Here is a 23,139-nt window from a genome sequence, read left to right on the forward strand (position 1 = left end):
AGGAGCCATGAATGAACATTAGATCCACCCTACACTCTGCCTGCGTTTTAACCTTAGGCTTGAGTGCCTCCCTTCCTTCTTTCGCTATCGACCAAAGCTGGTCTGAGACAGTTAAACAAGCTGATGGACAAACCGTGTATTGGAATGCGTGGGGGGGTTCTGACAACATTAACCGCTACATCCAGTGGGTGGCAGACCAAGTCGAGGATCAATACAACATCCAACTTGAACACGTTAAGTTGACGGACACAGCCGACGCCGTCAGCCGTGTATTGGCGGAAAAAACGGCCAATAAAAATGATAATGGCTCAATCGATCTAATATGGATCAATGGCGAAAACTTCCGCGCCATGAAAGACGGAGAGTTATTATACGGCCCATTTGCCAACGATTTGCCAAACTACAAAGCGTATGTGAACCCACAAGCACGCCAGAGCTTGACACAAGATTTTGGCACTGCCGTTGACGGCATGGAATCACCTTGGGGCATGGCGCAAGTGATTTTCATGTACGACACTGCTGAACTCGAAACGCCGCCCAAATCTATGGCGCAACTTCTATCGTATGCTAAGGCGAACCCAGGACGAATCAGTTACCCTGAACCACCTCAATTTTTAGGCTCCACGTTTCTAAAGCAAGCGCTGCATGAATTAACACCGCATAAAGCGGCACTACTGCAACCCGTCAGCAACATTGATTTCGATAAGGTTACAAAACCATTATGGGACTTTCTCGACGAGCTTCATTCTGTCGCTTGGCGTAATGGTCAAGTGTTTCCATCTTCCGCAGAGGAAATGATCCGGTTACTGGATGATGGTGAAATCGATGTCGCACTGAGCTTCGATGTCTCTGCTGCAACCGTCCAAATTGACCAAGGCAACTTACCAGACACGGTGCGTTCATATGTATTTACAAATGGCACCATTGGTAATACGCACTTTGTCGCAATCCCCTACAATAGTGGCGCGAAGGCGGCCGCTCAAGTTGTTGCAAACTACTTAATATCTCCAGAAGCGCAAGTGTATAAACAAACACCAACTGTTTGGGGAGACCTAAGCGTATTAGACTACACCAAGCTTTCTTCAAGTCAGCAAAAGGCGTTTGATGATTTACCAAAAGGTATTGCGACGCTGTCTCTTGAAGAGTTAGGAACAACATTACCCGAGCCACACAGCTCTTGGATGGGCGCGTTAGAAACCGAATGGCGCAAGCGCTATGCAAATTAAGCACTAGGCATTTCCTTGTTATATTGGATAGTCATTGGAGCGCTCTGCGCTCCGCTTTTTGTGGGAGCACTAGGCGTGCTCCTGCCGAGCTTTGGGTTTGAACCTGCTTTCTCTCGCTATGAGCTAACGCTAGACCATTGGCTAGCGTTAGGCAGTCAGCCGGAGTTTTGGTCGGGGTTATGGCTTAGCGGCAGCTCCGGCATAATCGCCACTCTACTTTCGTATTGGTTCGCATCCAGTCTGTTGGTACTGTGCTATCATCGCTCTTGGTTCCAACGCTTTCAAAGCGCCATCACACCTATTCTGTCCATCCCGCATGCAGCCATCACCATCGGACTACTCTTTTTGCTATCGCCCTCTGGCTGGCTGATACGCTTTATTAGTCCTTGGCTATCCGGCTGGGATCGACCACCCAACCTACTCACGACGCAAGACCCCTACGGCATTACGCTCATTCTCGCGTTAGTTGTCAAAGAGATGCCCTATTTATTATTTGCGTTGTTAGCCGCCATTTCGCAACTTAATCCTAACGCTCACATTACAACCGCCCGCGTACTTGGCTACGATCGCACCTCTGCGTGGCATTTTGTAGTGTTACCGAGGCTCTATGAGTTGATTCGATTACCGATATTCATTGTTCTGGCTTTCAACTTAACCGTCGTTGATGTGGCTAGCATCATCGGCCCTAACACGCCTTCAACGTTAGCGGTAACATTGTTACGTTGGTTTAATGATCCTTCGTTAAGTATGAGAGGGCTCGCCAGCGCGGCCGCGATCGCCCTGACAATGGTGGTTTTGGGTGTAATGATAGGCTGGCATCTAGCTGCCAAAACCTTGATCTCTTATCGCCATTACGAAGCGTTACGAGGCGATAGAAAAACCCCATTTCGCTGGCTAACGACAGTCGGCGCAATCGGGGCAGCATGCACCATAGTGATGACCGCACTGACGTTGCTGATCTTACCGCTTTGGGCATTCGCCAAGCGATGGCGCTTTCCAGATACGTTTCCGAGTACTTGGACATTTGACAATATTTCACGAGCCAGCCGTTCATTGATAGAGCTTAGCACTCAGTCACTCACGCTCGCCTTCACCTCAACAACCATTGCATTAGTACTGAGCCTAATCCTCCTTGAAAAGGAGCGTCATACCGATCTAAGTAGGAGCCACACTCAACGACTGCTATACATTCCGATTATTCTGCCGCAAGTGACATTACTTTTTGGCGTGCAAGTTTCACTACTGTGGTTAAACCTTAATGGAACTTGGTACAGCGTGGCAGCGTTACATACGTTCTACTCACTACCTTATGTTTACCTGACATTAAAAAGCCCTTACCTAGCGTACGACCAAGCGTATTTAGATCAAGCAAATCGCTTAAAGCCTTTAAAATGGCGTAACTTTTTCATGATTAAACTGGCGATGCTGAAAGCTCCATTGTTTGCGACATTTGCCATTGGCTTTTCTGTCAGTATGGCGCAATACCTACCCACATTAATGGCAGGTGAGGGCCGCATTACAACGCTGACAACTGAAGCGGTCACACGAGCTGCAAGCGGGGACAGGAAACTCGTCAGTATCATGGCGCTTATGCAGGCCATCATGCCGCTATGTATCTTTGCTCTGGCCATGTTGCTACCGCGTTATTGGACACCAATACGCTTAACAATAAGGAAACGAATGTGCTAGCTCTTAAAGATATTCAAGTGTTCAACCAACAAGAGGCCCTCATTAGCCCCTTTTCAGCGACGATAGAAAATGGCACCATCCTTGCGGTAATGGGGCCAAGCGGTATTGGCAAATCGACTTTACTAGCCTATTTGGCGGATTCACTGCCAGCAGGCATGAATGGTAAAGGGGAAATATGGCTTAATGATAAGCCTCTCAATCCGCTTCCCGCGGAGAAACGCCAACTCGGCCTACTTCAACAAGCCCCCCTTCTATTCCCCCATATGAGCGTCGAAGAAAATATTCGCTTTGCACTGCCAAGTAACAGCCCAAAACACCAACGGCGAGAGCTGACCATGCAATCTTTAGCCTCTGTCGGACTCTCTGAACATGCAAACAAACTTCCACAACATCTTTCTGGCGGACAACAGGCTCGTCTCGCACTCGCTCGCACTCTAAGTTCGCAACCCAATGCACTGCTGCTAGATGAGCCATTCAGTAAACTTGATCAGTCCTTAAGAACTGATATGAGAAAATTGGTGTTGTTAGCCGTTAAAGAACACAATATACCTGCAATACTAGTCACCCATGATCCAGAAGACGCGACCGCTATATCACATGACACCTGCTACTTGTCGCCTGCACCGTAGACGTAGATCGCTTGACCTTTAACATCTGCCGAGTGAATAGTAATACTGGTGCCAAGACCCGTTGAAAAGCCGCCGCTACCGCCTGACAATCCAGTAGAAATACCTGTGCTAACACCACCGGAGTCGTTGAGACCATTCACAATGACACCATTAGCGCCTAATTGAGCCGCTTCCTCTACCAACTCTTGCTTTGCTGCATCCAAGCGGCCTTGTTGGGAAAGCCCCTTACTACTTGAAGCGCTTACCGTCCCGATAATTTCATATTTTAGCGCTGGCGCTTGCGAATAGATTGTTACCTCTTCAGGCGCAATAGGCGCTCGCTGCTCTCCAGTCACAACATGGGAGCTCGATGCACACGCCGTCAATAGCATCGCGCCTAGCATTACACTCATAGGTTTTAGTTGTCGCATAATTCAACTCCATTAAAGTTCGCCTTAGTTATAGATCAGAGCAATACCGGTGACCATTAAAAACCCGTTGATACAACACTATTTCCCTAATCTCGACATAACTCAAAAATTTGTAGATCTACTGGAGATTCTCGATCACAAAATGTAAATACAAAATATAAATTATCAAAATTATTCAATAGAACCTTTATGCACCTCTCTAGTTCCGATGCTTCTCTATGACCAAGAATCTACATCGCTACTTTTACAAACCCAATCCACACGCTATAGAACACACTCAAACCTATGCTTTTGTGTTTAAATAATCTAATACATCCAACACCTAACTGAAGTTAACCACCCTTTCTTGGAGCACTATGATCATTCAACAAGCAACACAGGAAATCGAAACAGCAACAGGCGCCATGCGTTGCCAGATTTATCGCCCTCAAACTGAAGGCCAGTACCCTTGCATTATTTTCTACTCTGAGATTTTTCAGATTACCACTCCAATAGAGCGAGCCGCCAAAACACTCGCTGGACATGGCTTCGTTGTCGTCACGCCAGAAGTGTTTCACGAACTCAATCCAGTTGGCACCGTTCTCGCGTACGATGACGCAGGCAAAGATAAGGGCAACCAAGATAAATTCACAAAACCTCTAGAACACCACGATAGTGATACTGAGGCCATGATTACGTTTTTTGGGCAACAACCTTACTGCTCCGGAACATTTGGCACCATGGGAGTATGCATCGGCGGACACCTAGCCTACCGCGCAGCACTGAATTCTAAAATCACTTCAGCTTTTTGCTTGTACGCAACTGACATTCATTCAAACACTCTTCCCTGCGACGAGAACAATGACTCCCTAACACGCACTGGAGACATCAAAGGTGAAATAACAATGGTGTGGGGAAAACAAGACCCACACGTTCCGCTAGAAGGGCGTCAAAAAATACACCAAAAACTAATGGAGACCGAGCGTAACTTCACCTGGCACGAATTCAATGCCCAACACGCATTCATGCGAGACGAGGGAGATCGATACGACCCAGAGCTCGCCATTCAATGCTATCAAATGGCAATCAACCAATTTCGTCGATCACTTTAGAATGCAAAGATCTACCACAAAAAAGCCCTATTTTTAGGGCTTTTTTGCCTTCTCTCCTAAGCCACACAGCACTCCACCTCTAGGGCTTTACAGTTACAGCACGATGCACTGACAAAATTGGACGAAGTCATCAAAAAAAATTGTTTACAAAATCCTGAATTGATCAATTAACTCCAAGAATGAACAATGCGCTCAAGCTCAAGAGCAGCGGCGCATAGCGACACGCAATACAGGCAATCGATACTTCCTCAGCCTGTACAAAGCCAAAGCCTTCAGCGCGTACATTTCAAACTCACTGAACGACAATCTAAAGGGAAGACATCATGGACTTCATCAAACCAAAATACATCGTAGGTCTTGCATTGGCCGCCACACTTACAACAGCATGCAGCGAAAAAATGCCGACAGTGAACGAAGAGAACTGCACCCAAGCAAACATCAGCCAAATCAAAGACAGCAAGATACGCAGTGAGTTTTCTGATAGCTGCTTTGACTATAAAATGGAGCAAAGCAAAGAGAAGGCATCCGACCTAATGGAGCAAAGCGCAGACAAAGCCGAAGAGCTTTATGAAGACGGAAAAGATGCCACACAAGAGTTGTACGAGGACAGCAAAGAGTCTGTCGAAGAACTGTACGACGAAACAACCAACACAACAGAAGATGGCAGTAACTAACCATTTATTTAATCAATATTCGATCCCCGCTTCGCTATTTATTGATTAAACCTTTAGGCAGCCAACACCTTCTTTAACTGGTATTGGCTGCCAGCTTTACCTTATCACCCTAATTGCTCAAGAAGCACATCCTTCAATCACATAAGACATTGAAACAATACAGAAACAACCAAGCACCTCCCTGTCGATCATCAAAACATACCACCATCGTAGTACTTTCAATCCAGCCCAAACTCCTATAATGTAACGACGCGCTCATTCTAAGGGATCAAAACACCTTGAAACTAGAAAACGCACCCACATCAAATAGGAGTTCGACATGAAAAAGACCGAAACTTTACTTGGTAAGTATTGTGACCCAGTCAGCCATGCTGAGTTTTTAGTGGTGGAAATTAAAAGCACGACATCAGTAAAAGAGCCAGCGTCAGGACAAGAACGCTTCACTACCCGCTCTTCCTATCAGACATTTGATGGGCAACCCCTACAGCTAGTAGGCGGAATAAACAAAGATCGCTTCAAAGTAAGCGAATCTAATCAAGTAATAGAGCGCATTTCACTAAGCCAATAGTAGTTAACACCCCATCTAGGGCAGATCCTGAACGCTGCCCTAGCATCCAATCACTTAAATCACTGCATCTCACAGACGTACCGATCATATATATTCGTGAGCTCAAAGACCTCATCACAATAGCTAGATGGGTTCCTCACCAATACACTGGCACTAACCTCTTTAGCACGACGATAAAGAACCACAATCATCCCAAGAGCGGCCGAATCAATATAACTGACCTTACTACAGTCCAGTTCAACATGCCGACCATCCCTGAGCGCATTGAAACTCTGCTCATCAAACCACTTATAGCAATCAAAACCAAATTTCTCTGGCAAGACTATCGTATTCGCCGCATTCATACATGCCTCTCAAAAAAATCTCTTATTAAGATTTATTACGTCAGCAAACAAAGAACTGGATCAAAACGCACGACATTTATTCAGGATCTTGCGCGAGATACGGCAATAGCTCATTGCACCACTTACAACAATCTAAGGTCAGATAAGTTAAAACAAGCAAAGCGATAATTAAGGAAGGTAAAACAAGAAAACGGAAGATAACCACAAAAAATCATTTATCATGATTTAAGTTAAGACTTAAAGTCTCTAGACGCTAATTGAAGGGATATTGAGGCAAGGCTGCATAGAGCCTTAAAAGAAGAAACTGCAAACAAACACTTTAGAAATGGTTGCGGGAGCCGGATTCGAACCTTCGGGTTATGAGGATCAATTCAATAGCTTACTTTATCTTACATAAAATCAATATGCTAGAATTTTAAATTTTAATCATTAAAAATCAATAGCTTAAATTTAAATTTATTTCTAATATTCAACGTACTAAATCTAGAACAGCCAATGGAGTGAAATAAATTTTACTTTTTCTATACGTTAGTTGGTCTCATAATCCCTCTTCCCTTCGGATAAACTGACTACTAAAGACAAGTCCTTCGGGTTGCTATTCGTAAAGAAGGATATCAGTTTCCGAGCCGTTCAATAAAACTAAATATTGAATCGCCACTAGTTAGCTAGACACCTTTTAGTTAGATAAGACGGTCTAATTGAGAGGTATTTATGAGCAAAACACGTTACCCAGAGCAATTCAAATTTGAAGCTGTTAAGCAAATGACTGAAGCAGGTTTTAGTGTGACTTAAGTCGCTAATCGCTTAGGCACCACCACTCATGTCATCGAACACTCAGGTGAACAGCGCGTGATGCTGGGTACGTTTCGGATATCCAACGCAAGTATATAATTTGATCGGATGCCAATATCATTGGCTCTACTCAATGTCACAATTTGGCCAGTTTGTTTTTGCAATCGTAACGGAGAAGCAATTAATTATAATAACGTCACACAACGCATATGGTATCCGCTGTTAAAACGGCTTGGACTGAAAAAACGACGCCCCTACCAGAAACGTCATACAGCCGATACTCTTTGGCTCGCTTCTGGTGAATCACCTGAATGGATAGCAAAACAGATGGGGCACTCCTCTACTGAAATGCCATTCCGCGTGTACTCGGGCTACGTACCAAATTTAACACGCCTTAATGGAAGCGCTATTGAGCTTTTATTGGATGCGAATTCGGAGGTGAAGCATGACTAACTCTGAAGCTCGTTCAGCTCACCAACCGAACCTAGATGATGTTAGTAACCTAGTTCGGTTTAAAGGCTGTTATTTCTTAAAATAGGTCTACGAAGAAAAATGCTAACGGTTGGCCCGTCAGAATTGCCATTATTGGCGATGTAGAAAATACCGGGGAGTTAGAATTACGTCTTCTGGGGGATAATTTTAAAGAGTTGGCTAAGTGGTGTGGCGATTACGTCAGCCTAGAGGCAGTAGTCAATCGCTAAAACGGCGGTTACTTTTATTATCTGGGCTGAGGCCGTTACTGACCTGGCCGACGACGTTACCGCTAATTTCTTTGATCGAGCGAAAGAGGAAGAGCGTAAGGAGCTAGAATTTGGCCTCCGTACGCGTTGTGAAACTATCTTGATCAATCGGTCTACCAATTCTGTCACGATATATTGACTTTGTTTGGTCCAGATTTTAATACAGATACCCTTAGAAGACAGCTGAAAGTCGCTACCACCCGCCACGCTGACGAACTTTGTGTGGAAATGAGAATGGCAGCCAGTGATGTCGAAAAGAGTGATGAATTTGGCTTCGTGAGCGCCTTACTATCTAACCTGAGAAACCAACACCCTTTTGAAATTTAGTCAAGTAGACTATTGAGCGTTTGATTGCCTTAATAGTTCAAACTCTTCGCTGATTGGTGTGTAGCGGTACGACGGCTACACACCTACGAGGATGCATTAGTCTGCATTTATCTAGAAGAAGTAAGCACGAAATTATTTGTCACTTTATAGAACAATGTGACCAATGATCACCTTGGAGGTCAAACGTTTTATTAATAACTGCGACGCCCTACCTACTCCTAATAGGCGATCACAAACTTGCCCCGCTTCTACGGCAGCAAGCACCGCACAACCTGGCTCATTCTTGTGTTTACAGTCAAAAAATTGGCACTGGTAGGAGAGCCGTTCAATCTCGTCAAAAACATGTCCCAAGACCTCCTCGACATTGGCTATGCGAAGTTCTTTCATACCAGGCACGTCGATCATCACTCCTTCGGTTGGAAGGAGGTATAGCACCCAACCTTTTGTTTGACATTTACGAATAACACCGATTTAACGGACTACTTTCACAGCTAATGCGTTGAGTGATGTCGACTTTCCGGCGCCCGAGGAGCCAACCAAGCAACAGTGGTGTTTACGAGAAACTAATCTCCCACTACATAATTTCGATTTAACTAACCACGTAAAAGGAGCAAAAAACTTTTGCTCCTTTTCGTACACTGCTAGACAGTCACCATTTCACGCGAGCGACGGCTATATAAGTAGGCAAAACTCAACCCCATACCAACAAAGCCTAGCAATCGAATCAAGACAGTGAGCGTATCAAAGTTGGCCGCAGGTACTGGCCAAGCGATCATCACAGCAGCCACAACAAAGCCGAGTCGTTGAAGCAACGATAAAGGCGCATAACACCAACCTGAAAATCCGATGCTCATGGATACTGTCGCAAAGGTAGCCAAGGTGATCGCCATTACCACGCTCACACTATCACCAATGAGCAGGATGCCTGGCATGGTGACAAAGAGAAACGGCACCAACAATTTCACGAATCCCAAACGCATTGACTCGACCGCTGTTTCGTTAGCATCGGCCCCTGAAATGGTAGCCGCAGCATAAGCCGCTAACGCCACCGGCGGTGTGATAGCCGATACGAGTCCGAAGTAGAAAATAAACATATGGGCCGACAAGGTTTCCATCCCCAATTGCGTCATCGCCGGTGCCACCAGCACAGCGAGTAACAAGTAGGCTGCAGAGGTAGGCAACCCCATTCCCAGGATGAATGACGCTAACGCCGTCAGCAGCAATACCCCCCAAAGACTGCCATTACCCACTTCAATGATGAGGCCAGAGACCATCAGCCCCATACCTGTCAAGTTCAGAATACCAATGACAACACCGGCGGAAGCCACCGCTGCGACAATTGGTAAGGTGTTGGTCAAGGTCTCTTTACATGATGCAATCACATCAACGAGGTTAACCCGCGTGGCTTGTTTCCAAGGACTGATCAATAGACCGACAACGATACCAATGACCGCCGCCTGAGTTGGCGATTTGCCCATGATCATTAGACCAATTAGAGCGATCAAGGGAAGCAATAAATAGCTCTTACTTTTCAGTGTTTTTGCAAGTAGCTGCCAACCTGCTTCCATATCACGTTCTAAGCCCAAACGTCCGGCTTCAAGACGTACCGATACCATTAGCGCCAATATATATAACAAGGCGGGAACAAGCGCTGCCAGCGCTACTTCAGCGTAGGGGATACCGATCATTTCAGCCATTAAGAAGGCGGCAGCTCCCATCACAGGGGGCATGATTTGTCCCGCCGAAGAAGCAGCGGCTTCAATGGCTCCGGCCAGTTTTGGGCTGTAGCCTACGCGTTTCATCAGTGGGATGGTAAATGTTCCAGTCGTTACCACGTTGGCTACGGCACTGCCGTTTAAGCTGCCAAGTAACGCGCTAGATAATGCAGCAGACAACCCTGGCCCACCTTGAATACGCCCAGTAAGACCTCGGGCAATATCAACAAACACTTCTCCGGTGCCAATTTTGGTCAGAATGGCACCGAACAACCCAAATAGGAAAATGTATTCAACAGCCACACCCATGGGCACGCCATAGACCCCTTCGGTTGATAACAACAAAGTAGAGGTTAAGCGGTTAATATCATACCCACCATGACCATATTCACCGGGAATCAGATAGCCATATACGGCGTACAAATACGCGATACCCATTAATACGACAAGCGCCCAGCCGACGGCTAATCGAACGAAGAGAAAGACAATAGCGGCTAATGCCAAGAATACCCAAGTGTCTTGTTGTACCGACATGGCACCGCGCATGATAATATCGATGTAGCTATTCCATAGATACGGCCCCGGAATAAGTGCCACTAAGGCAATCAAATAGAAACCTAAGCGGAATGTAGATTTCGCTTGCTGGCTGGCGTAATACATCATCGCCGCCGCAGATACGAGAGAGAAGAACGAAGATCGCAACAAAAACGCCGTTATACCGCCATAATAGGCGCCATAAAGCACTAATCCCGCAATTGAAACGGCCAGTAAACTAAATAACGTCGACGCTACCACCTGCTCCCTTCGTCCCAAATGGTCGGACGAAAGGAGCAGACTACGAATGGAAGTCTGCCCCATAATCTTCACCTTTTACTTTGCTTTGTCGAAGTATTTCTTCGCACCTGGGTGAAGGGAGATCGGCGTATTCGGTGCCGAACTTAGCTGAATGTTTTTCGCTTGAGGGTGAACCTGAGACAGCTCATCAAGATGGTCAAACATGGCCTTGGTGATATCGTAAACTTTGCTTTGATCCGCTTTGCCACTCGTAAATAGAATCGCTGGATCATTGATTACAACAACAGGGGCCGACACGTCTGGGTAAATACCTGTTTTCAATTCCGCAACTTGATAAAAGGGGTATTTCTTGATCATGCTGTCGAGTTTCTCTAAGTCGGCAGACAACAGCTTCATATTGGTTTGTGAATCAAGATCAATCAACGCGGATGTCGGCGCACCGGCAAGTACCACTGTGGCATCAACTTGGCCGTTCACCAATGCTTTTACCCCTTCGTTGTAAGATAAAAAGCGGGGTGTGATGTCATCAAATACACCGTACTCTTGCAACAAGCGGGTAGCGATTACAGCGGCATTACTGCCCGGAGGCCCCATGCTAACGCGCTTGCCTTTTAGATCGGCGAACCCATTTACACCCTCGCCTTCGATAGTGGCGACCTGAAGTACCGCTGGATACAGATAAGCCATTGCCGCCACATCTAAGGCACCACTAGTTTTAAATGGGCCTTCGCCATTTTTTGCTTCGAAGAGTGTGGAAGAGGACGATAAACCTAACGTCATTTGTCCGGCAGCAACGCGGTGATTGTTTTCTACCGATGCACCGGTCACTTCCGCGCGTGCCGTGGTGTCATCAAGATTTTTATTGAGGGTTTCGGCAATGCCAGCGCCGATCACATAGAATAAACCGCCCGTACCGCCCGTGCCGATTGAGATTCGTTCAGCGGCCATTGTGGTAGTGGATACCGCTGCCGCAAGCGCAGAGGCAAGAATCAATTTTTTCATGGTTGTCTCCATTTCACGTTATTTTTTTTATCAAATGGTGTGAGCCAATATCGGGGCTAACATCGACAATGTAGAAACCAAACCTTTCACGAACCTTTCATGGCAAATAAAAATCGCGCCAGTGTTAACTCGTCAACTTGATAGCAAAACATGGTTATTTCGATTTGTGGTCTGACGTCATGGCTGCGCGCCATTCATCTAAAATAATTGATCGTTTTGCTTTGTCAGTTTGAACTAGTAAGGGTAAACCAAAGGGAATCGGCCTAAAAATACCGTGGCTTCGACGTTTTAATGCCTCTTGACTATTTGTCCCCTCTATTCCTTCTACAATAGGAATAAGACCCACGTTTTGTGCCATGTATTGTTGGCCTTCGGACAACAAATAATCCAGAAATTCACTACCTAACTCAGCGCGCTGTGCCTGTGCTGGAATAAATGCCGTGCGAAGTACCACCGATGTGTAATCGGTGGGCATAATGGGCTCAATCCACGGATAACGCCTCGACCATTCAAGCGCATAAGAACCAACCAGGTTATAGGCAATGAAAATCTCCCCCTTGCGTAGCGCGTCTAACATTTCGCGACTATTAGGGTAAAGCTGGGCATGATGGCTACCAAATGCCTCCAACAAACGACCATATGTCCTAGATTGTTGAGAATCATGGAACCAAGTGAGATACCCCAATCCAACCCGCTCGATGTCACTCAGCCCCATTTTTCCTTGTAATAGCGGGCCTTTTTCACGCACTAAATTGAGCAGTTGTTCTCGGCTACGCGGCAGAGCGATACCGCCGAGAATATCGGTATTTATCACCATAACGATAGGTTCAAAGGCAAACGCGTAAATTTCGTTGCGCCAAGTTGTCCAGTTCGGCAGCGCCTCGGTCACCGATGATTGATAAGTTCGGGCAAATCCGTCATTGACCAACTTGAATTGCAAATCCATCGCGGGGCTCATTACTAAATCGGGCATATCGTCAGGGTATGTACGCAACCTTGCTTCAAGCTCTTTTGTGCCAAATTCCCAGTAGTGAACGTCGACATCGGATACGGATTTCTGAAACTGTTGAAGGAGTGGTTCAATCACAGGGTAATCGGCAACTCCCCAAATATGTATACTTCCTTCAAGCGTACCTGGTAGGTAGTGCTTAGACACCGCCTGCGAACCGCTTCCCAGCAAAAGAAACAGTAAACCAATGGCAAAACGAATCATACGGTCGCCTCTTGAGGAAATGTGACTTTAATAATCAACCCCGTAGGGTGATTGTCTTCAAGGGTCAATACGGCCTTGTGGTGCTCGGCGACTTCTTTCGCGATGCTTAAACCAATCCCCGACCCCATAGTTTGATTATGCTGGCCACGGTAAAAACGCTCGAACACATGCTGTTTATCCTTATCACGAATACCACTTCCCTGATCACTCACAGTGAGAATTAAGCCTGCTGAACTTTCGGTCAAATTGATTTCTACGCTGCTACCTTCCGGACTATATTTCACCGCATTTTCAATGAGATTACGTAGCATTTGCGTCAACGCAACATCATCTCCACGAATTTTATGTTCCGCGTTTCCGAGGTAGGCAATCTCCACATCGCGCTGTAATGCCCAGACAACTAGTGATCGACACACATCTTGCACCAGCGTATGCAAATTAAGGGAGCGGAATACCTCACTTTGCATACGGTGCGCCAGTGTGGCTTCGTTTAATAAGTGATTGACGGTCTCAGAGAGCAATGCGCTGCTCTCAATAATGTCATTGAGCTGCCGCTTTCGTGCGATGGGGTCTGGCTCATCCAAGGCATTTTGAGCCTGCAAATTAAGACCTGCTAAAGGAGTTCTAAGTTGGTGCGCCGCCTCGCCGGTAAAGCGCTTTAAACGCTCTAGGGTGTTAGCGAGTTGAGCCATGAAGAAGTTCATCGCCTCAATGAGCGGCTGTATTTCTGTCGGCACGGCGGTATTTAACGGCGTCAACTCGGTGGATGACCGCGCCTCTATGGCTTTTTTTAACAGCTTCAATGGGCGTAAAACACGCCAAATTCCAAACATCAGTAACGCCAACGTCACAACAAAGAATGAAATCAAAAAACGGATGACCATCCCTCCCATTTCATCCGCCAATTGCAGACGCGCCACCGTAGTTTGCCCAATGACAATTTCTACATCTACCATTTGGTCTGCTTCAATTAAGCGTTTCACCACTCGTATAAAGCGCGTAGCTTCACCATAAAATGGCGCTTCCATATACATGGGAGCTTCGGCCCCCAGGTCGGCAGACACACTTTGTGGAAAAATAAAACGACTTGGGAGGTTGTCATAGCCTGTCAGCACTTCCTTGGTATCAAGACGGGTAACCGCGTAGTACGCCCGGTCAGAAGGGGCGAGAGCAAGCGTTTCGAATGCCGAAACCGGGAGGTCGATCACTACTCGGCCATCCAGTAAATTAATACTTTCGGCAATCTGTAAGGCGGCGCCATGCAAGAGTCGATCGAAGGAGAGTTTCGCTGCCCTCTCGGCATAAAGATTCGCTCCCCAAATAGCGATGCCGTTGATCACACAAAGCACCAGCACGGTCATTACAAATAGCTGACGTTTGATTGAGAGCCCCTTACTCACCTCGACCCTCTTCCAGCAAGTACCCTAAACCGCGAATCGTGCGAATATGAACCCGACTGCCGGACAACGTTTTACGCAGCCGAGCCACATAAATTTCAATTACGCTCGGGCCTGGACTTTCATCAAAGCCGTACAAGTGTTCAAGTAACACCTCTTTACTCAGCACTTGTTTTGGCTGACTCATAAAGACTTCAAGTAAGCGAAATTCCCGTTGTTTTAACTCCAACACTCGATCGCAAACCGTGACAGAACAGGCTTTGCGATCCAACGAAATATCACCAAAGGTGACCACATCCTTTGCTTGTCCTTGACTACGGCGCAGTAGAGCACGAATTCTCGCCTCTAACTCACCAAAGTCGAACGGCTTGGTGATGTAATCATCCGCTCCCAAATCGAGGAGTTGAATTCTATCGTCAACACTCCCCCGTGCCGTAACGACCAAAACCGGCGTAGTTTTATGTTTTTGCCGTAGTATGGTGAGAATCTGCTCACCGCGAGTATCCGGCAAGTTGAGATCAAGGGTAACCAGATCGTAGTTTTGTATCGCTAACAAAGCCATGGCCTGGGCCCCCGTGATAGCACAATCCACCCCATGTCCAAGACGCTTAAGGCGATGAGCCGTAGCTTCACTCAATATGGTATCGTCTTCGATGACGAGTATGCGCATAATTACCCGCTAAATTCTTGTTTTTCCATAGCGTTACACATCCTTTGTGAATTGGCTATGCGTATCCCGATTAAAAACCGCTTCCAATGATTCATTTTTTCGTAAGAGAGGTCTTAGGGTAGAATTAGCTAGTTAGAGAACATGCGATTAAGTCGGCAGCATGAGACATTCTAGCCAACTTAATTTGACTACGACCTATATAGATCATGAACCAGATTTCCTTCGCCGATACCGAATTCACCAGCAGACACCGTAAACCCGTAAGAGGCTTTTCCTTAGTCGGATGAATGAACTGATTCCATGGCAAAAGCTTGAAGTTCAAGTTGAACCGTTCTATCCAAAGATAGGTAGTGGTCGGCGTCCATACCCTCCCGCTACCATGCTACGCATTCACTTTATGCAGAACTGGTACAACATAAGTGATCCAGCGATGGAAGATGCCCTTTACGAGATTACCTCTACGCGGCTGTCTGCTGGCTTATCATTAGAAGGCGCGATTCCAGAATACACGACCATCGCGAACTTCCGTTACTTGCCTGAGAAGCACATGTACTAAGCTTTCACCGTCTGGTTAATCCATTATAGCTTTCACTAAGTCATCATCAGGGAAACAAGTGATAGATAAACTTACATTATCATCAATGATTATTTCCACTTGATACAGTTTTTGGGGCAGACCTGTTTCCCTTGACCCGTTCGGATACATTACTGATTGATTACTCGATCCAATCCATTGCTGATCGACATTGCGATATGACTGCCTGTAACACCCAATCGCTATCATGTCACATAGTTTCTGTAGATCATCAGAAGCCCCCAAAAGCGCTATTTCATCTAATTCATAACCGCTAAATACAAATATAGTTAAGTCAGATTTCTCTCGAATTTTACCAAGTAGCCAAAATAAATTAACCTGTTGCTCAAGCGGCTCACCTCCTAGTAATGTAACGCCTCGAATTCCATCTGTATTCAGAATGGTCTCTAACAATACCTCTCTGTGAAGTATCGTTTGCGGACTTTCTGACCACATTTTCTGGTTCCAGCATTCTTTACAAGCCAAGGAGCATCCCTGCACCCATATAACAAAACGTTTGCCGGGGCCATAGATATTGCTTTCCGGCTCGATGTTGACAATATTAAAATATTCACCGTAATCTTTGACTACGGTTACACCATAGCGAATAGCGCTTCAATACCTTTTCCTTCAACGAGGTTGTCGAGCTAACTAGTGGAGTTGCATCTCTAAATAATAGTGCAATTAAACCGCTTGAAGGTTCGCTGGGCCAAAGTCGAAAATATGTTGAGTTCCTTAACATTTAGGTAAATGTACAGCTCATTTTTTATACACTTGGCATTGTGTTATTTTTGAGCGAAACTTAACTTAATTAAGATATGACGAATCAGAAATTAGTTTTAGAGGGAATTACAGGGATGAAATCAGTTAATTTTGACCCGTGGAAGGACAGCACTGCAAACCCATCTAAGGTGAAGGTCGCACATCGTGACTCTGATGTCCCTCAACTTCAATATGCTATTGAAAGAAGCAAAGTTTTAGTGGCTTTGACGCTTGTAACAACCATGTCTATAGTCGGAGTCGTGGCGGCGTATTTAGGACTTGAAATATCTCTGGAATGCATCGTAGCTTTTGTTATTTGTGCTATGTCTCACATCTTTATCTGTGCGTACCCAAACACCAACCTAAGCGCCAAAAAATTGTTCGGTGGTTATATTGGGGCTATTCTAGCGATGGTTGTTGTATTCGTAAGCCTCAAAAAAGGCGCTCAAGAATTGGGTGTTAACTCCGTTAGTCAAACACTTGAATTGTTGAACTTGTCTGGCATCGTGTTCGCTTTAGTGCTTGTCACTGTTGTATTGAAAATGGGTATGAAATTTTCAATTGCTCTTATGAAGTGCAAAAATATGTCGGGATTCATCGCTATAGCATCAATACAGGCGGTGCTTGCTCTGTTCGGGGGAGAAGATTACTTCGGTGTGACATTCATCTTCACAGCGTATGCAGGTGTTTTGATTGGGATTGGAGAAAGGATTGGTCTTTACGCTAATAAGCCCAAAACCGTATTAACATTCCGTCGTGGTAACAAATCAAATCCTGATAAAGAGGGTAATTTTCATGATGAATGTTTTGATCCGTATTATTCAATACACTCCCATAATATGTATCATCGCGATCTATAAACAATATCAACGGCTGCTACTAATAGTGGCAGCCGTTGAATCCAAAATATCCCTATCAGTTAATAAATTTAGACGAGCTAAAAATGAGAATATTAAAAAGCTTGAAAGCATATGGCGACAAATTAAATGATTCGTCAACAGCCACTAGCGCTTATGCGGGAATGCTACTTTGGGGGGGATACCTTACTTTGTTTATAGGAGCTAATATCTTCAATGTTGCTGTAGTCCTATACGCAGGTTTGGGCTTATTTCGTGTTTATACCCCGACTAGTGGGCTTTCTAAACTGGTTGGTAAGATAGGGTTCATTGGTAACGCATTTTTAGTTCTGGTTCTTGGTTTTCTTCTGGCAGCTTTGGAAATCAATAACGCTCTTGCTATCGTTGGGGCGTTGTTTGTAGCAATGGTTCTGGGATTGATATCAAAGTTGTTTGTATCTTTTGTGCCTTCATCCACGGCAACCGGTGCGACTCTGTGGGGAGTGATCGCTCTATTTTTAACTCCTATTCTGGGTATCTTCTGCCCTTTTAGTTTTGCGATCGCCTTGTATTGGATGAGGGTAGCAAGCCAAGAAAAATCTTATGGTAAGCTTCACCCTAATTACGCTAAAAACAAGGCAAGGATGAGATCAGAGGAATGGAGTCATTACAAAGCAACTCCAAATGTTTCAGTTTCGTCCAAAAGGAATGTTGGTAATGTAGCAGAAAAGCAAGGAAATACATCTACCCCTGATCAGTCCAACCCTTATGTTAATGTCTTTAATGAATTTACTTTCGATTATAATAAACGTTCGTAAATCAACTAAAAAAGGCTTTCAGTTGAAAGCCTTTTTTATGATCTAATGATCTCAATAACTATCTTTATCGTTTAGAATCTTCGATTGCCTCACGGTCAGCTTGAAGAATTATTGCCTTCGCGCCCTCGTCATTTCCATTGTATCCCCGGTCCTAGCTATTGTTCAGCATGACAATGCTTGAATAGTGTTCGTCTTAAGAGGTCAAAAGCAACTGGCGATTACATTAGCTTAAGCCTTATCTCTTCTAAGAAATCTCGTTTCTCCATCATAATCTGCTCTCCAACGCGAATACGCTACATCAAGACCAGTTATCTTTGGCGGAGATTCAAGTGCTGCCACGAGACGATCCATTCCCTTTGCTGTTAGCTTGATCTGTGTATTCGATGACTTTGAAGTCATTTGTATGTCCCTCTCAACTTAGATTGAGCGTATTCTGGTTTGCCTATCTTGCCTAAATCAATATCAGCCGTAGTTAAAATGATACTTCATAGAGAACTCTAAATTGAACTCTCTACCTGAAGCCATTTCTTCAATCTGCTTCCATAACAAAGGCAAATGAGCTTTAAGGACTTCAGCGTTATATTTTTGGTACTCATCTACACAATCTCCGTCAGCTGCTTTAAGCCAATCTGAGGGTGTTAAGATCGCTAGCCCTTGATGAAAGTACTCTGGGATAGCTTCCTTTATTGATGCCTCGCTTCCACTGGCGACATAAAGTAGAACGCCCTCCCCAGTCGCAAAATAATGCATAACACCGATATAGAACATTTCATCTCCTTACATACAGTCACGCTAGTCTAAATTCACTCTTACTCTGCCATAAGTTCGATGCACTGTTCCGAGCAATTTGGTAAGCCCAATCTGACACCGCAATAGATTTTTCAGTATCGCACTCTACATAACTGGCCAATTCCGCAGTGATCAACTTCGCATGATTGACGAGGTTATTCTCTTCCCATTTATATTTATGCTCATAACTTGCGAGGTAATCGCGCTTGCTGTTATTGCAAGCACGATCCGCGAGCACAAAGTTATGCCCAAGATCGAACGCATATTTTGCAAAAGGAATAAAGTGGTCAACCTCTGAGTGCTGATCGAGCTTCTTACCGCAATAAAAGCAGCTGTCTTTCTGTATTTCTTGCAGCAGTGGTTTAGCGTAGGCCAAGGCCTTACGATCATGCCCAAACAGGAATTCTGGTAAATTAGCTTGAGCGCCAACAAGATATTGGTTGTGCTTAAACGAAATGATTTTGTCGATCCAAGCGGCACGAGCAAGGTAGGTTATTAGGTGATAAAACTCACGAAAGTATCCTGCCACACCTGCGTTTAATTCAATATGCCTCTGGCTTTTATCGTGCGGGTATAAAAAGCACTCTTCTTTTTTAGCTAAAATTTGTAGGCGCCAAAGTGGGCCATTTTTAAGCGCGGTTTTAGCGACACTGTGAACCGTTTTGTAATGAGGACTTTTATACAGCTGGTTGATGTTATAAAGCCCAGTTTTCTGGATGCTTTGCACTGCCGTGATGATTGCTATTTGCTTTTGTGAATCACTGTTCTGATGCAATTGCTGCTGGTTTGACTGGACACCAAACGGACGCGCTTGATTCCAATACAAACGCAGCATTTTATCTGCCAACACATCAAATGAGATAGGAAGCTTACTGTTCACTGTTACATTAGGGCTTTCGACACAGACGTCCGCAATCGCGTGCAGCAACGCGTATTTGTAAGTCGCGGTAAAATCGCCTTCTACCAGTAAACGCTGAACGTATGCAATAAACTCGATTGCAGATTTCATGCTAATGCTCTTGCTTCTGAACAATCAGATTTAACCATTGCTCAGTCTCTCGATCTGGACGCTGGTCACCAGTCACCCAAATTTCCAATACCTTGAATCCGGATAAATAAGTTTGAATTGTCCGCTCATTTTGATCATTGAAGAAACGTCCATCTTTAACGCGCTCCTCTATTCCATATTTAAACGACGCATAAAGCACACCATCGTATTTCAATGCGCGATGTAACCGTTTAAACACATCGTTTAGCTCTGAATTAGGCACATGCAGTAAGCTTGCGCAGCACCAGATTCCATCATATAAATCAATTTCATCAAATTGCCGAAAGGTTTGAACAACGACTGGGAGCTGAAGCAACTCGCTGGCTATGGCTGCCAACTCTGGACTGGCGTCGAATGCAGCCACTTGAAAACCTAAAGATTTAAAACGTTTTGCGTCACGCCCACTACCACAGCCCGCATCAAGAATATGCGCTTTGGGGGGTATATAAGGAAGAAATCATTGATACAACTCAGACATATCAACATGCAGCGTATTGGCAGTAAAGCTCTCGGCGAACTCGCTATAATACTGGTTGGTGCTAGCTTTAAGATTCATTTAATCCCTTACTTGAAGACATATAATCCATGTTTACAGACAGCTATTAACCTTTACAAGAAGTACTGTCTTGATATGAGCATTCCAGCAGTTCAGAACCGAGTTTGAGGTTTGCGATAATATCGTTACATATAGTTATCTTGACTTAGCGCCTCAAGATACGACCTGACCGTCTCAGCTCCAGTCTTGCCATTGAGCATAATTGCATACGGGCTCCGATCATTAAAGTACTGGTTCGAACACCTAATCCAAGAGCTCTCCTTTCCAGGAAACACGACTTGCGTCAGTCGGTAAATTGCAATTAAATGAGATATATTCTCTTCGACATCTTTTGCCAAAGATACTCCTTGATTGTTTTGCTCTAAAACCCGCCAACTATCAATCACTTCTACTGAGTTTACATTAAGCAGCTTACATAGCTCTTCATTCGTTGACTTCCATTCGTTAGCTAAAGCAAAAAGAACCTTTAACGCAACACGTCCCATGTTTTCTGAACCCTGGCTTGAATCTACCCCCATTTTTCTTCTCCCTTAACAAATTCTTACGTCTGTGCAAACGAAATGAAACACGTAAAAACGTCGTTAACTCATAGGTGTGGCAATGAGTTTCACGACGATTTACGTGCATTCTGAAAGGCTAGTCTCCCAGCAAACTCAGCTCCCAAGTCCGATATGGTCTTTTATCTGGAAGCAAGTTCAAAAAATACCCACACCGAAAAATATCGCCTTTGCACATTAACATCGTTAGCTGAATGCACACGGCTTCTTCAGACTGGTGCTCTAAGTTAGAAATCAATGAATTCCAAGCGATCGACGACATTTTATCAGGTAACATATTCGATAAGTTTACACAGTAATCCCTTAGGTAAGGTGATCGAATAGCTGATATGCGTTGGTCCAAAAGTACTGCATCCTCTCGAACACTCTTTTCGGAAAGCTGTTTTATTCGCTGCCCGATGCCTTCTACAGTCGATGAACCTAAGGTTTCATACCATGCAAGATAAAAGAAGCTGTTCGTTTTGACTCTTTTAAATGCCACTTCCACCTGTAAATACTCGTTCTGGAGAGCTACTAGCGTACCAAAATTATTCCCCAGCAAGCGCACCTCAAGCTCACCGATATTCTCGACATCAGAAAGTACTGCTACACGAGTTGTAAAGGTTCCAATCAGAACACGTTCTTCAATGGACTTCAGTAAGTAGCATCCCTTGAAGCGTACCAGCCCATCAACACTTCCAAGTAATGGCTGCAGTGCAGACTTAGAGTTAAACTGCATGTCTACCCTCCAGTTTCTCAGCTAGAAGTTTATCCATCGCGCTACCATCCATTCTTGTCAGGTTTGGAACGTAACGCGAGTAAACTCGAAACAACATTTCGGTATTCGAATGCCCCATTTGCATTGCAATCCATTCTGGGGATTCTCCTGCCGCCAACCATAATGTGGCTGCAGTGTGTCGAGTTTGATATGGCCTTCTTTTCTCTATGCCTAACCGCTTCAGCATTGGGTACCAGACGCGCTTGGTTACGTTGCAATGATTTAGCGCTTCACCCTCGCGGTTGCAAAACACAAACTTCCCGAAACGCCACGTATTGGCTTTCACTCGTTTGAATGCTTCGTATACAGGTTGACTCATATGAATATCGCGAATTGATGACTCAGTTTTAGTGATGTCTTCTTCTCCAGCGACAATCGTTTCACGTATCTTTATGATTCGTTTTGTGAAATCTACGTATTTCCATTTCAACCCGTCTATCTCACCCGTACGCATACCCGTGAAGAAGCGAATCAAGTAGTAGTCTCGATAGTCCGTTCTCACTTTATCCAGCAACAGGTTTACTTCCTCAAACGTAAAAGGCTGGACATCGGTCTTATGAGACTTAAGCTGCTTGATTCGTATGTAAGGCGTGATAAAGTGGAATTCTTCAGCGGCGTCCTCGAAAATGCGTCTCAACGGATCCATGATCTTGTTGATTCGAGTGTTACTTAAGCTTTCTCTTCCATTTCGTCCGGGCACTTTGGCGAGAGCTGTACGAAATTTTAAGAGGTCATTACGAGTGATGCTGCTGATTTCCATCCCACCAAAGTACGGCAGATAATGTTTGTTTATCATACTTTCAATGTTAACGATGTGTGATTTTCTCCAAGCAACTTTGTGCCTTTCTAACCATCCCAACACATACTCTTCAAAAATTGGCACAACCTGTTGTTCTTGTTTTAAAGACCATTCTTTTGGGTCATGGAGCTTCAGCTCTTCCTCGGCAAATCTATGTGCCCCTTTACTATCAGGAAAGTGCTTCGCATAACGAAAAGTTCCAGCCATAATTTCTGCTTCAATAACGACCAATAACTTCTCAAGGCGACGTTTATTGGCCACTGTATTTTTGAAGTTCGTTTGCTCTCGACATCTTCGTCCCATATATCGAAAGTCTAAATAAAGTGTGTTGCTCTCTTTCCTTACGCTCACGCTAGCCATA

At 44.9% G+C, this 23,139-nt stretch carries 23 protein-coding genes and 2 pseudogenes; 10 read left to right on the plus strand and 15 right to left on the minus strand.

Annotation, left to right across the window (positions count from 1 at the left end):
• Positions 1–11 precede the first annotated feature (11 nt).
• The 3 genes from DN730_RS03765 (at position 12) to DN730_RS03775 (ending at position 3,544) form a co-directional block, all read left to right on the plus strand.
• The gene (locus tag DN730_RS03765) at positions 12–1,226 is read left to right on the plus strand and encodes an ABC transporter substrate-binding protein (protein WP_115466752.1); all 1,215 of its coding nucleotides are present in this window, start codon (positions 12–14) and stop codon (positions 1,224–1,226) included.
• Between the two features lie 75 nt (positions 1,227–1,301).
• Complete coding sequence (locus tag DN730_RS03770) at positions 1,302–2,915, plus strand: ABC transporter permease (RefSeq protein ID WP_245957881.1); 1,614 nt, start codon at positions 1,302–1,304, stop codon at positions 2,913–2,915.
• The gene (locus tag DN730_RS03775) at positions 2,909–3,544 is read left to right on the plus strand and encodes an ATP-binding cassette domain-containing protein (protein ID WP_245957882.1); all 636 of its coding nucleotides are present in this window, start codon (positions 2,909–2,911) and stop codon (positions 3,542–3,544) included. Before DN730_RS03770 ends, DN730_RS03775 begins: the two co-directional genes overlap by 7 nt.
• Here DN730_RS03775 and DN730_RS03780 read toward each other — a convergent pair.
• Positions 3,523–3,954 carry a hypothetical protein gene (locus DN730_RS03780; protein ID WP_115466755.1) on the minus strand — a complete coding sequence of 144 codons (432 nt, stop codon included), beginning with the start codon at positions 3,952–3,954 and terminating at the stop codon, positions 3,523–3,525. The two genes, DN730_RS03775 and DN730_RS03780, sit on opposite strands and share 22 nt — an antisense overlap.
• A 356-nt stretch (positions 3,955–4,310) precedes the next feature.
• Here DN730_RS03780 and DN730_RS03785 point away from each other — a divergent pair, with 356 nt between their 5' ends.
• The 3 genes from DN730_RS03785 to DN730_RS03795 all read left to right on the plus strand — a co-directional run bounded on the left by DN730_RS03785 (position 4,311) and on the right by DN730_RS03795 (position 6,287).
• Positions 4,311–5,045: a dienelactone hydrolase family protein gene (locus DN730_RS03785; RefSeq protein ID WP_115466756.1), complete on the plus strand. Its 735-nt coding sequence runs from the start codon at positions 4,311–4,313 to the stop codon at positions 5,043–5,045.
• Positions 5,046–5,368: 323 nt separating this feature from the next.
• Positions 5,369–5,719: an entry exclusion lipoprotein TrbK gene (trbK, locus tag DN730_RS19145; protein WP_211313815.1), complete on the plus strand. Its 351-nt coding sequence runs from the start codon at positions 5,369–5,371 to the stop codon at positions 5,717–5,719.
• Positions 5,720–6,038: 319 nt separating this feature from the next.
• Entirely contained in the window at positions 6,039–6,287 is a 249-nt protein-coding gene (locus DN730_RS03795; RefSeq protein WP_115466757.1) for a hypothetical protein, read from the plus strand.
• Between the two features lie 59 nt (positions 6,288–6,346).
• Here the strand turns inward: DN730_RS03795 and DN730_RS03800 are convergent, their stop codons facing one another.
• On the minus strand, positions 6,347–6,631 hold the full coding sequence (locus DN730_RS03800; RefSeq protein ID WP_115466758.1) for an STAS domain-containing protein: 285 nt from the start codon (positions 6,629–6,631) through the stop codon (positions 6,347–6,349).
• 711 nt (positions 6,632–7,342) lie between these two features.
• On the opposite strand from DN730_RS03800, the pseudogene DN730_RS19500 reads away from it, so the two are divergent.
• Positions 7,343–7,420: pseudogene (locus DN730_RS19500) on the plus strand (transposase); the annotation flags it as partial.
• A gap of 1,214 nt (positions 7,421–8,634) precedes the next feature.
• Here the strand turns inward: DN730_RS19500 and DN730_RS03810 are convergent.
• The 6 genes from DN730_RS03810 to DN730_RS03835 all read right to left on the minus strand — a co-directional run bounded on the left by DN730_RS03810 (position 8,635) and on the right by DN730_RS03835 (position 15,282).
• Positions 8,635–8,877: a hypothetical protein gene (locus DN730_RS03810; RefSeq protein ID WP_147290557.1), complete on the minus strand. Its 243-nt coding sequence runs from the start codon at positions 8,875–8,877 to the stop codon at positions 8,635–8,637.
• A 254-nt stretch (positions 8,878–9,131) separates the two neighbouring features.
• Positions 9,132–11,063 (minus strand): TRAP transporter permease, encoded by a 1,932-nt coding sequence (locus tag DN730_RS03815; protein WP_115466760.1) that lies wholly within the window; start codon positions 11,061–11,063, stop codon positions 9,132–9,134.
• A 12-nt stretch (positions 11,064–11,075) separates the two neighbouring features.
• Positions 11,076–12,002 carry a TAXI family TRAP transporter solute-binding subunit gene (locus DN730_RS03820; protein ID WP_115466761.1) on the minus strand — a complete coding sequence of 309 codons (927 nt, stop codon included), beginning with the start codon at positions 12,000–12,002 and terminating at the stop codon, positions 11,076–11,078.
• 154 nt (positions 12,003–12,156) lie between these two features.
• Entirely contained in the window at positions 12,157–13,215 is a 1,059-nt protein-coding gene (locus DN730_RS03825; RefSeq protein WP_115466762.1) for an ABC transporter substrate-binding protein, read from the minus strand.
• Positions 13,212–14,615, minus strand: coding sequence for a sensor histidine kinase (locus DN730_RS03830; protein ID WP_115466763.1), 1,404 nt, complete (start codon positions 14,613–14,615; stop codon positions 13,212–13,214). The genes DN730_RS03825 and DN730_RS03830 overlap by 4 nt, the downstream gene beginning before the upstream one ends.
• Positions 14,608–15,282: a response regulator transcription factor gene (locus DN730_RS03835; RefSeq protein WP_115466764.1), complete on the minus strand. Its 675-nt coding sequence runs from the start codon at positions 15,280–15,282 to the stop codon at positions 14,608–14,610. The genes DN730_RS03830 and DN730_RS03835 overlap by 8 nt, the downstream gene beginning before the upstream one ends.
• A gap of 206 nt (positions 15,283–15,488) precedes the next feature.
• Here DN730_RS03835 and DN730_RS03840 point away from each other — a divergent pair.
• A pseudogene (locus tag DN730_RS03840) lies at positions 15,489–15,829 on the plus strand (transposase); the annotation flags it as partial.
• A 24-nt stretch (positions 15,830–15,853) separates the two neighbouring features.
• Here the strand turns inward: DN730_RS03840 and DN730_RS03845 are convergent.
• Positions 15,854–16,465 (minus strand): 4Fe-4S single cluster domain-containing protein, encoded by a 612-nt coding sequence (locus DN730_RS03845; RefSeq protein ID WP_115466765.1) that lies wholly within the window; start codon positions 16,463–16,465, stop codon positions 15,854–15,856.
• A gap of 248 nt (positions 16,466–16,713) precedes the next feature.
• Here DN730_RS03845 and DN730_RS03850 point away from each other — a divergent pair, with 248 nt between their 5' ends.
• Positions 16,714–17,478, plus strand: a complete 765-nt coding sequence (locus DN730_RS03850) for a hypothetical protein (protein ID WP_115466766.1) — start codon at positions 16,714–16,716, stop codon at positions 17,476–17,478.
• An 83-nt stretch (positions 17,479–17,561) separates the two neighbouring features.
• Positions 17,562–18,272 carry a hypothetical protein gene (locus tag DN730_RS03855; RefSeq protein ID WP_115466767.1) on the plus strand — a complete coding sequence of 237 codons (711 nt, stop codon included), beginning with the start codon at positions 17,562–17,564 and terminating at the stop codon, positions 18,270–18,272.
• Between the two features lie 462 nt (positions 18,273–18,734).
• Here the strand turns inward: DN730_RS03855 and DN730_RS03860 are convergent, their stop codons facing one another.
• From DN730_RS03860 to DN730_RS03885, 6 genes are all read right to left on the minus strand, one after another.
• On the minus strand, positions 18,735–19,040 hold the full coding sequence (locus DN730_RS03860) for a hypothetical protein (RefSeq protein ID WP_115466768.1): 306 nt from the start codon (positions 19,038–19,040) through the stop codon (positions 18,735–18,737).
• A gap of 19 nt (positions 19,041–19,059) precedes the next feature.
• Entirely contained in the window at positions 19,060–20,070 is a 1,011-nt protein-coding gene (locus DN730_RS03865) for an HNH endonuclease signature motif containing protein (protein WP_115466769.1), read from the minus strand.
• Between the two features lies 1 nt (position 20,071).
• On the minus strand, positions 20,072–20,554 hold the full coding sequence (locus DN730_RS03870; protein ID WP_211313828.1) for a class I SAM-dependent methyltransferase: 483 nt from the start codon (positions 20,552–20,554) through the stop codon (positions 20,072–20,074).
• 236 nt (positions 20,555–20,790) lie between these two features.
• Entirely contained in the window at positions 20,791–21,183 is a 393-nt protein-coding gene (locus DN730_RS03875) for a DUF2384 domain-containing protein (RefSeq protein WP_115466770.1), read from the minus strand.
• A 118-nt stretch (positions 21,184–21,301) separates the two neighbouring features.
• A complete protein-coding gene (locus tag DN730_RS03880; RefSeq protein WP_115466771.1) occupies positions 21,302–21,940 on the minus strand; it encodes a hypothetical protein in 639 nt (212 codons plus the stop codon).
• Positions 21,930–23,138: a site-specific integrase gene (locus tag DN730_RS03885; protein WP_115466772.1), complete on the minus strand. Its 1,209-nt coding sequence runs from the start codon at positions 23,136–23,138 to the stop codon at positions 21,930–21,932. The genes DN730_RS03880 and DN730_RS03885 overlap by 11 nt, the downstream gene beginning before the upstream one ends.
• Position 23,139: the final 1 nt, after the last annotated feature.

It is taken from the genome of Marinomonas piezotolerans, assembly GCF_003362755.1.
Lineage (GTDB): Bacteria > Pseudomonadota > Gammaproteobacteria > Pseudomonadales > Marinomonadaceae > Marinomonas > Marinomonas piezotolerans.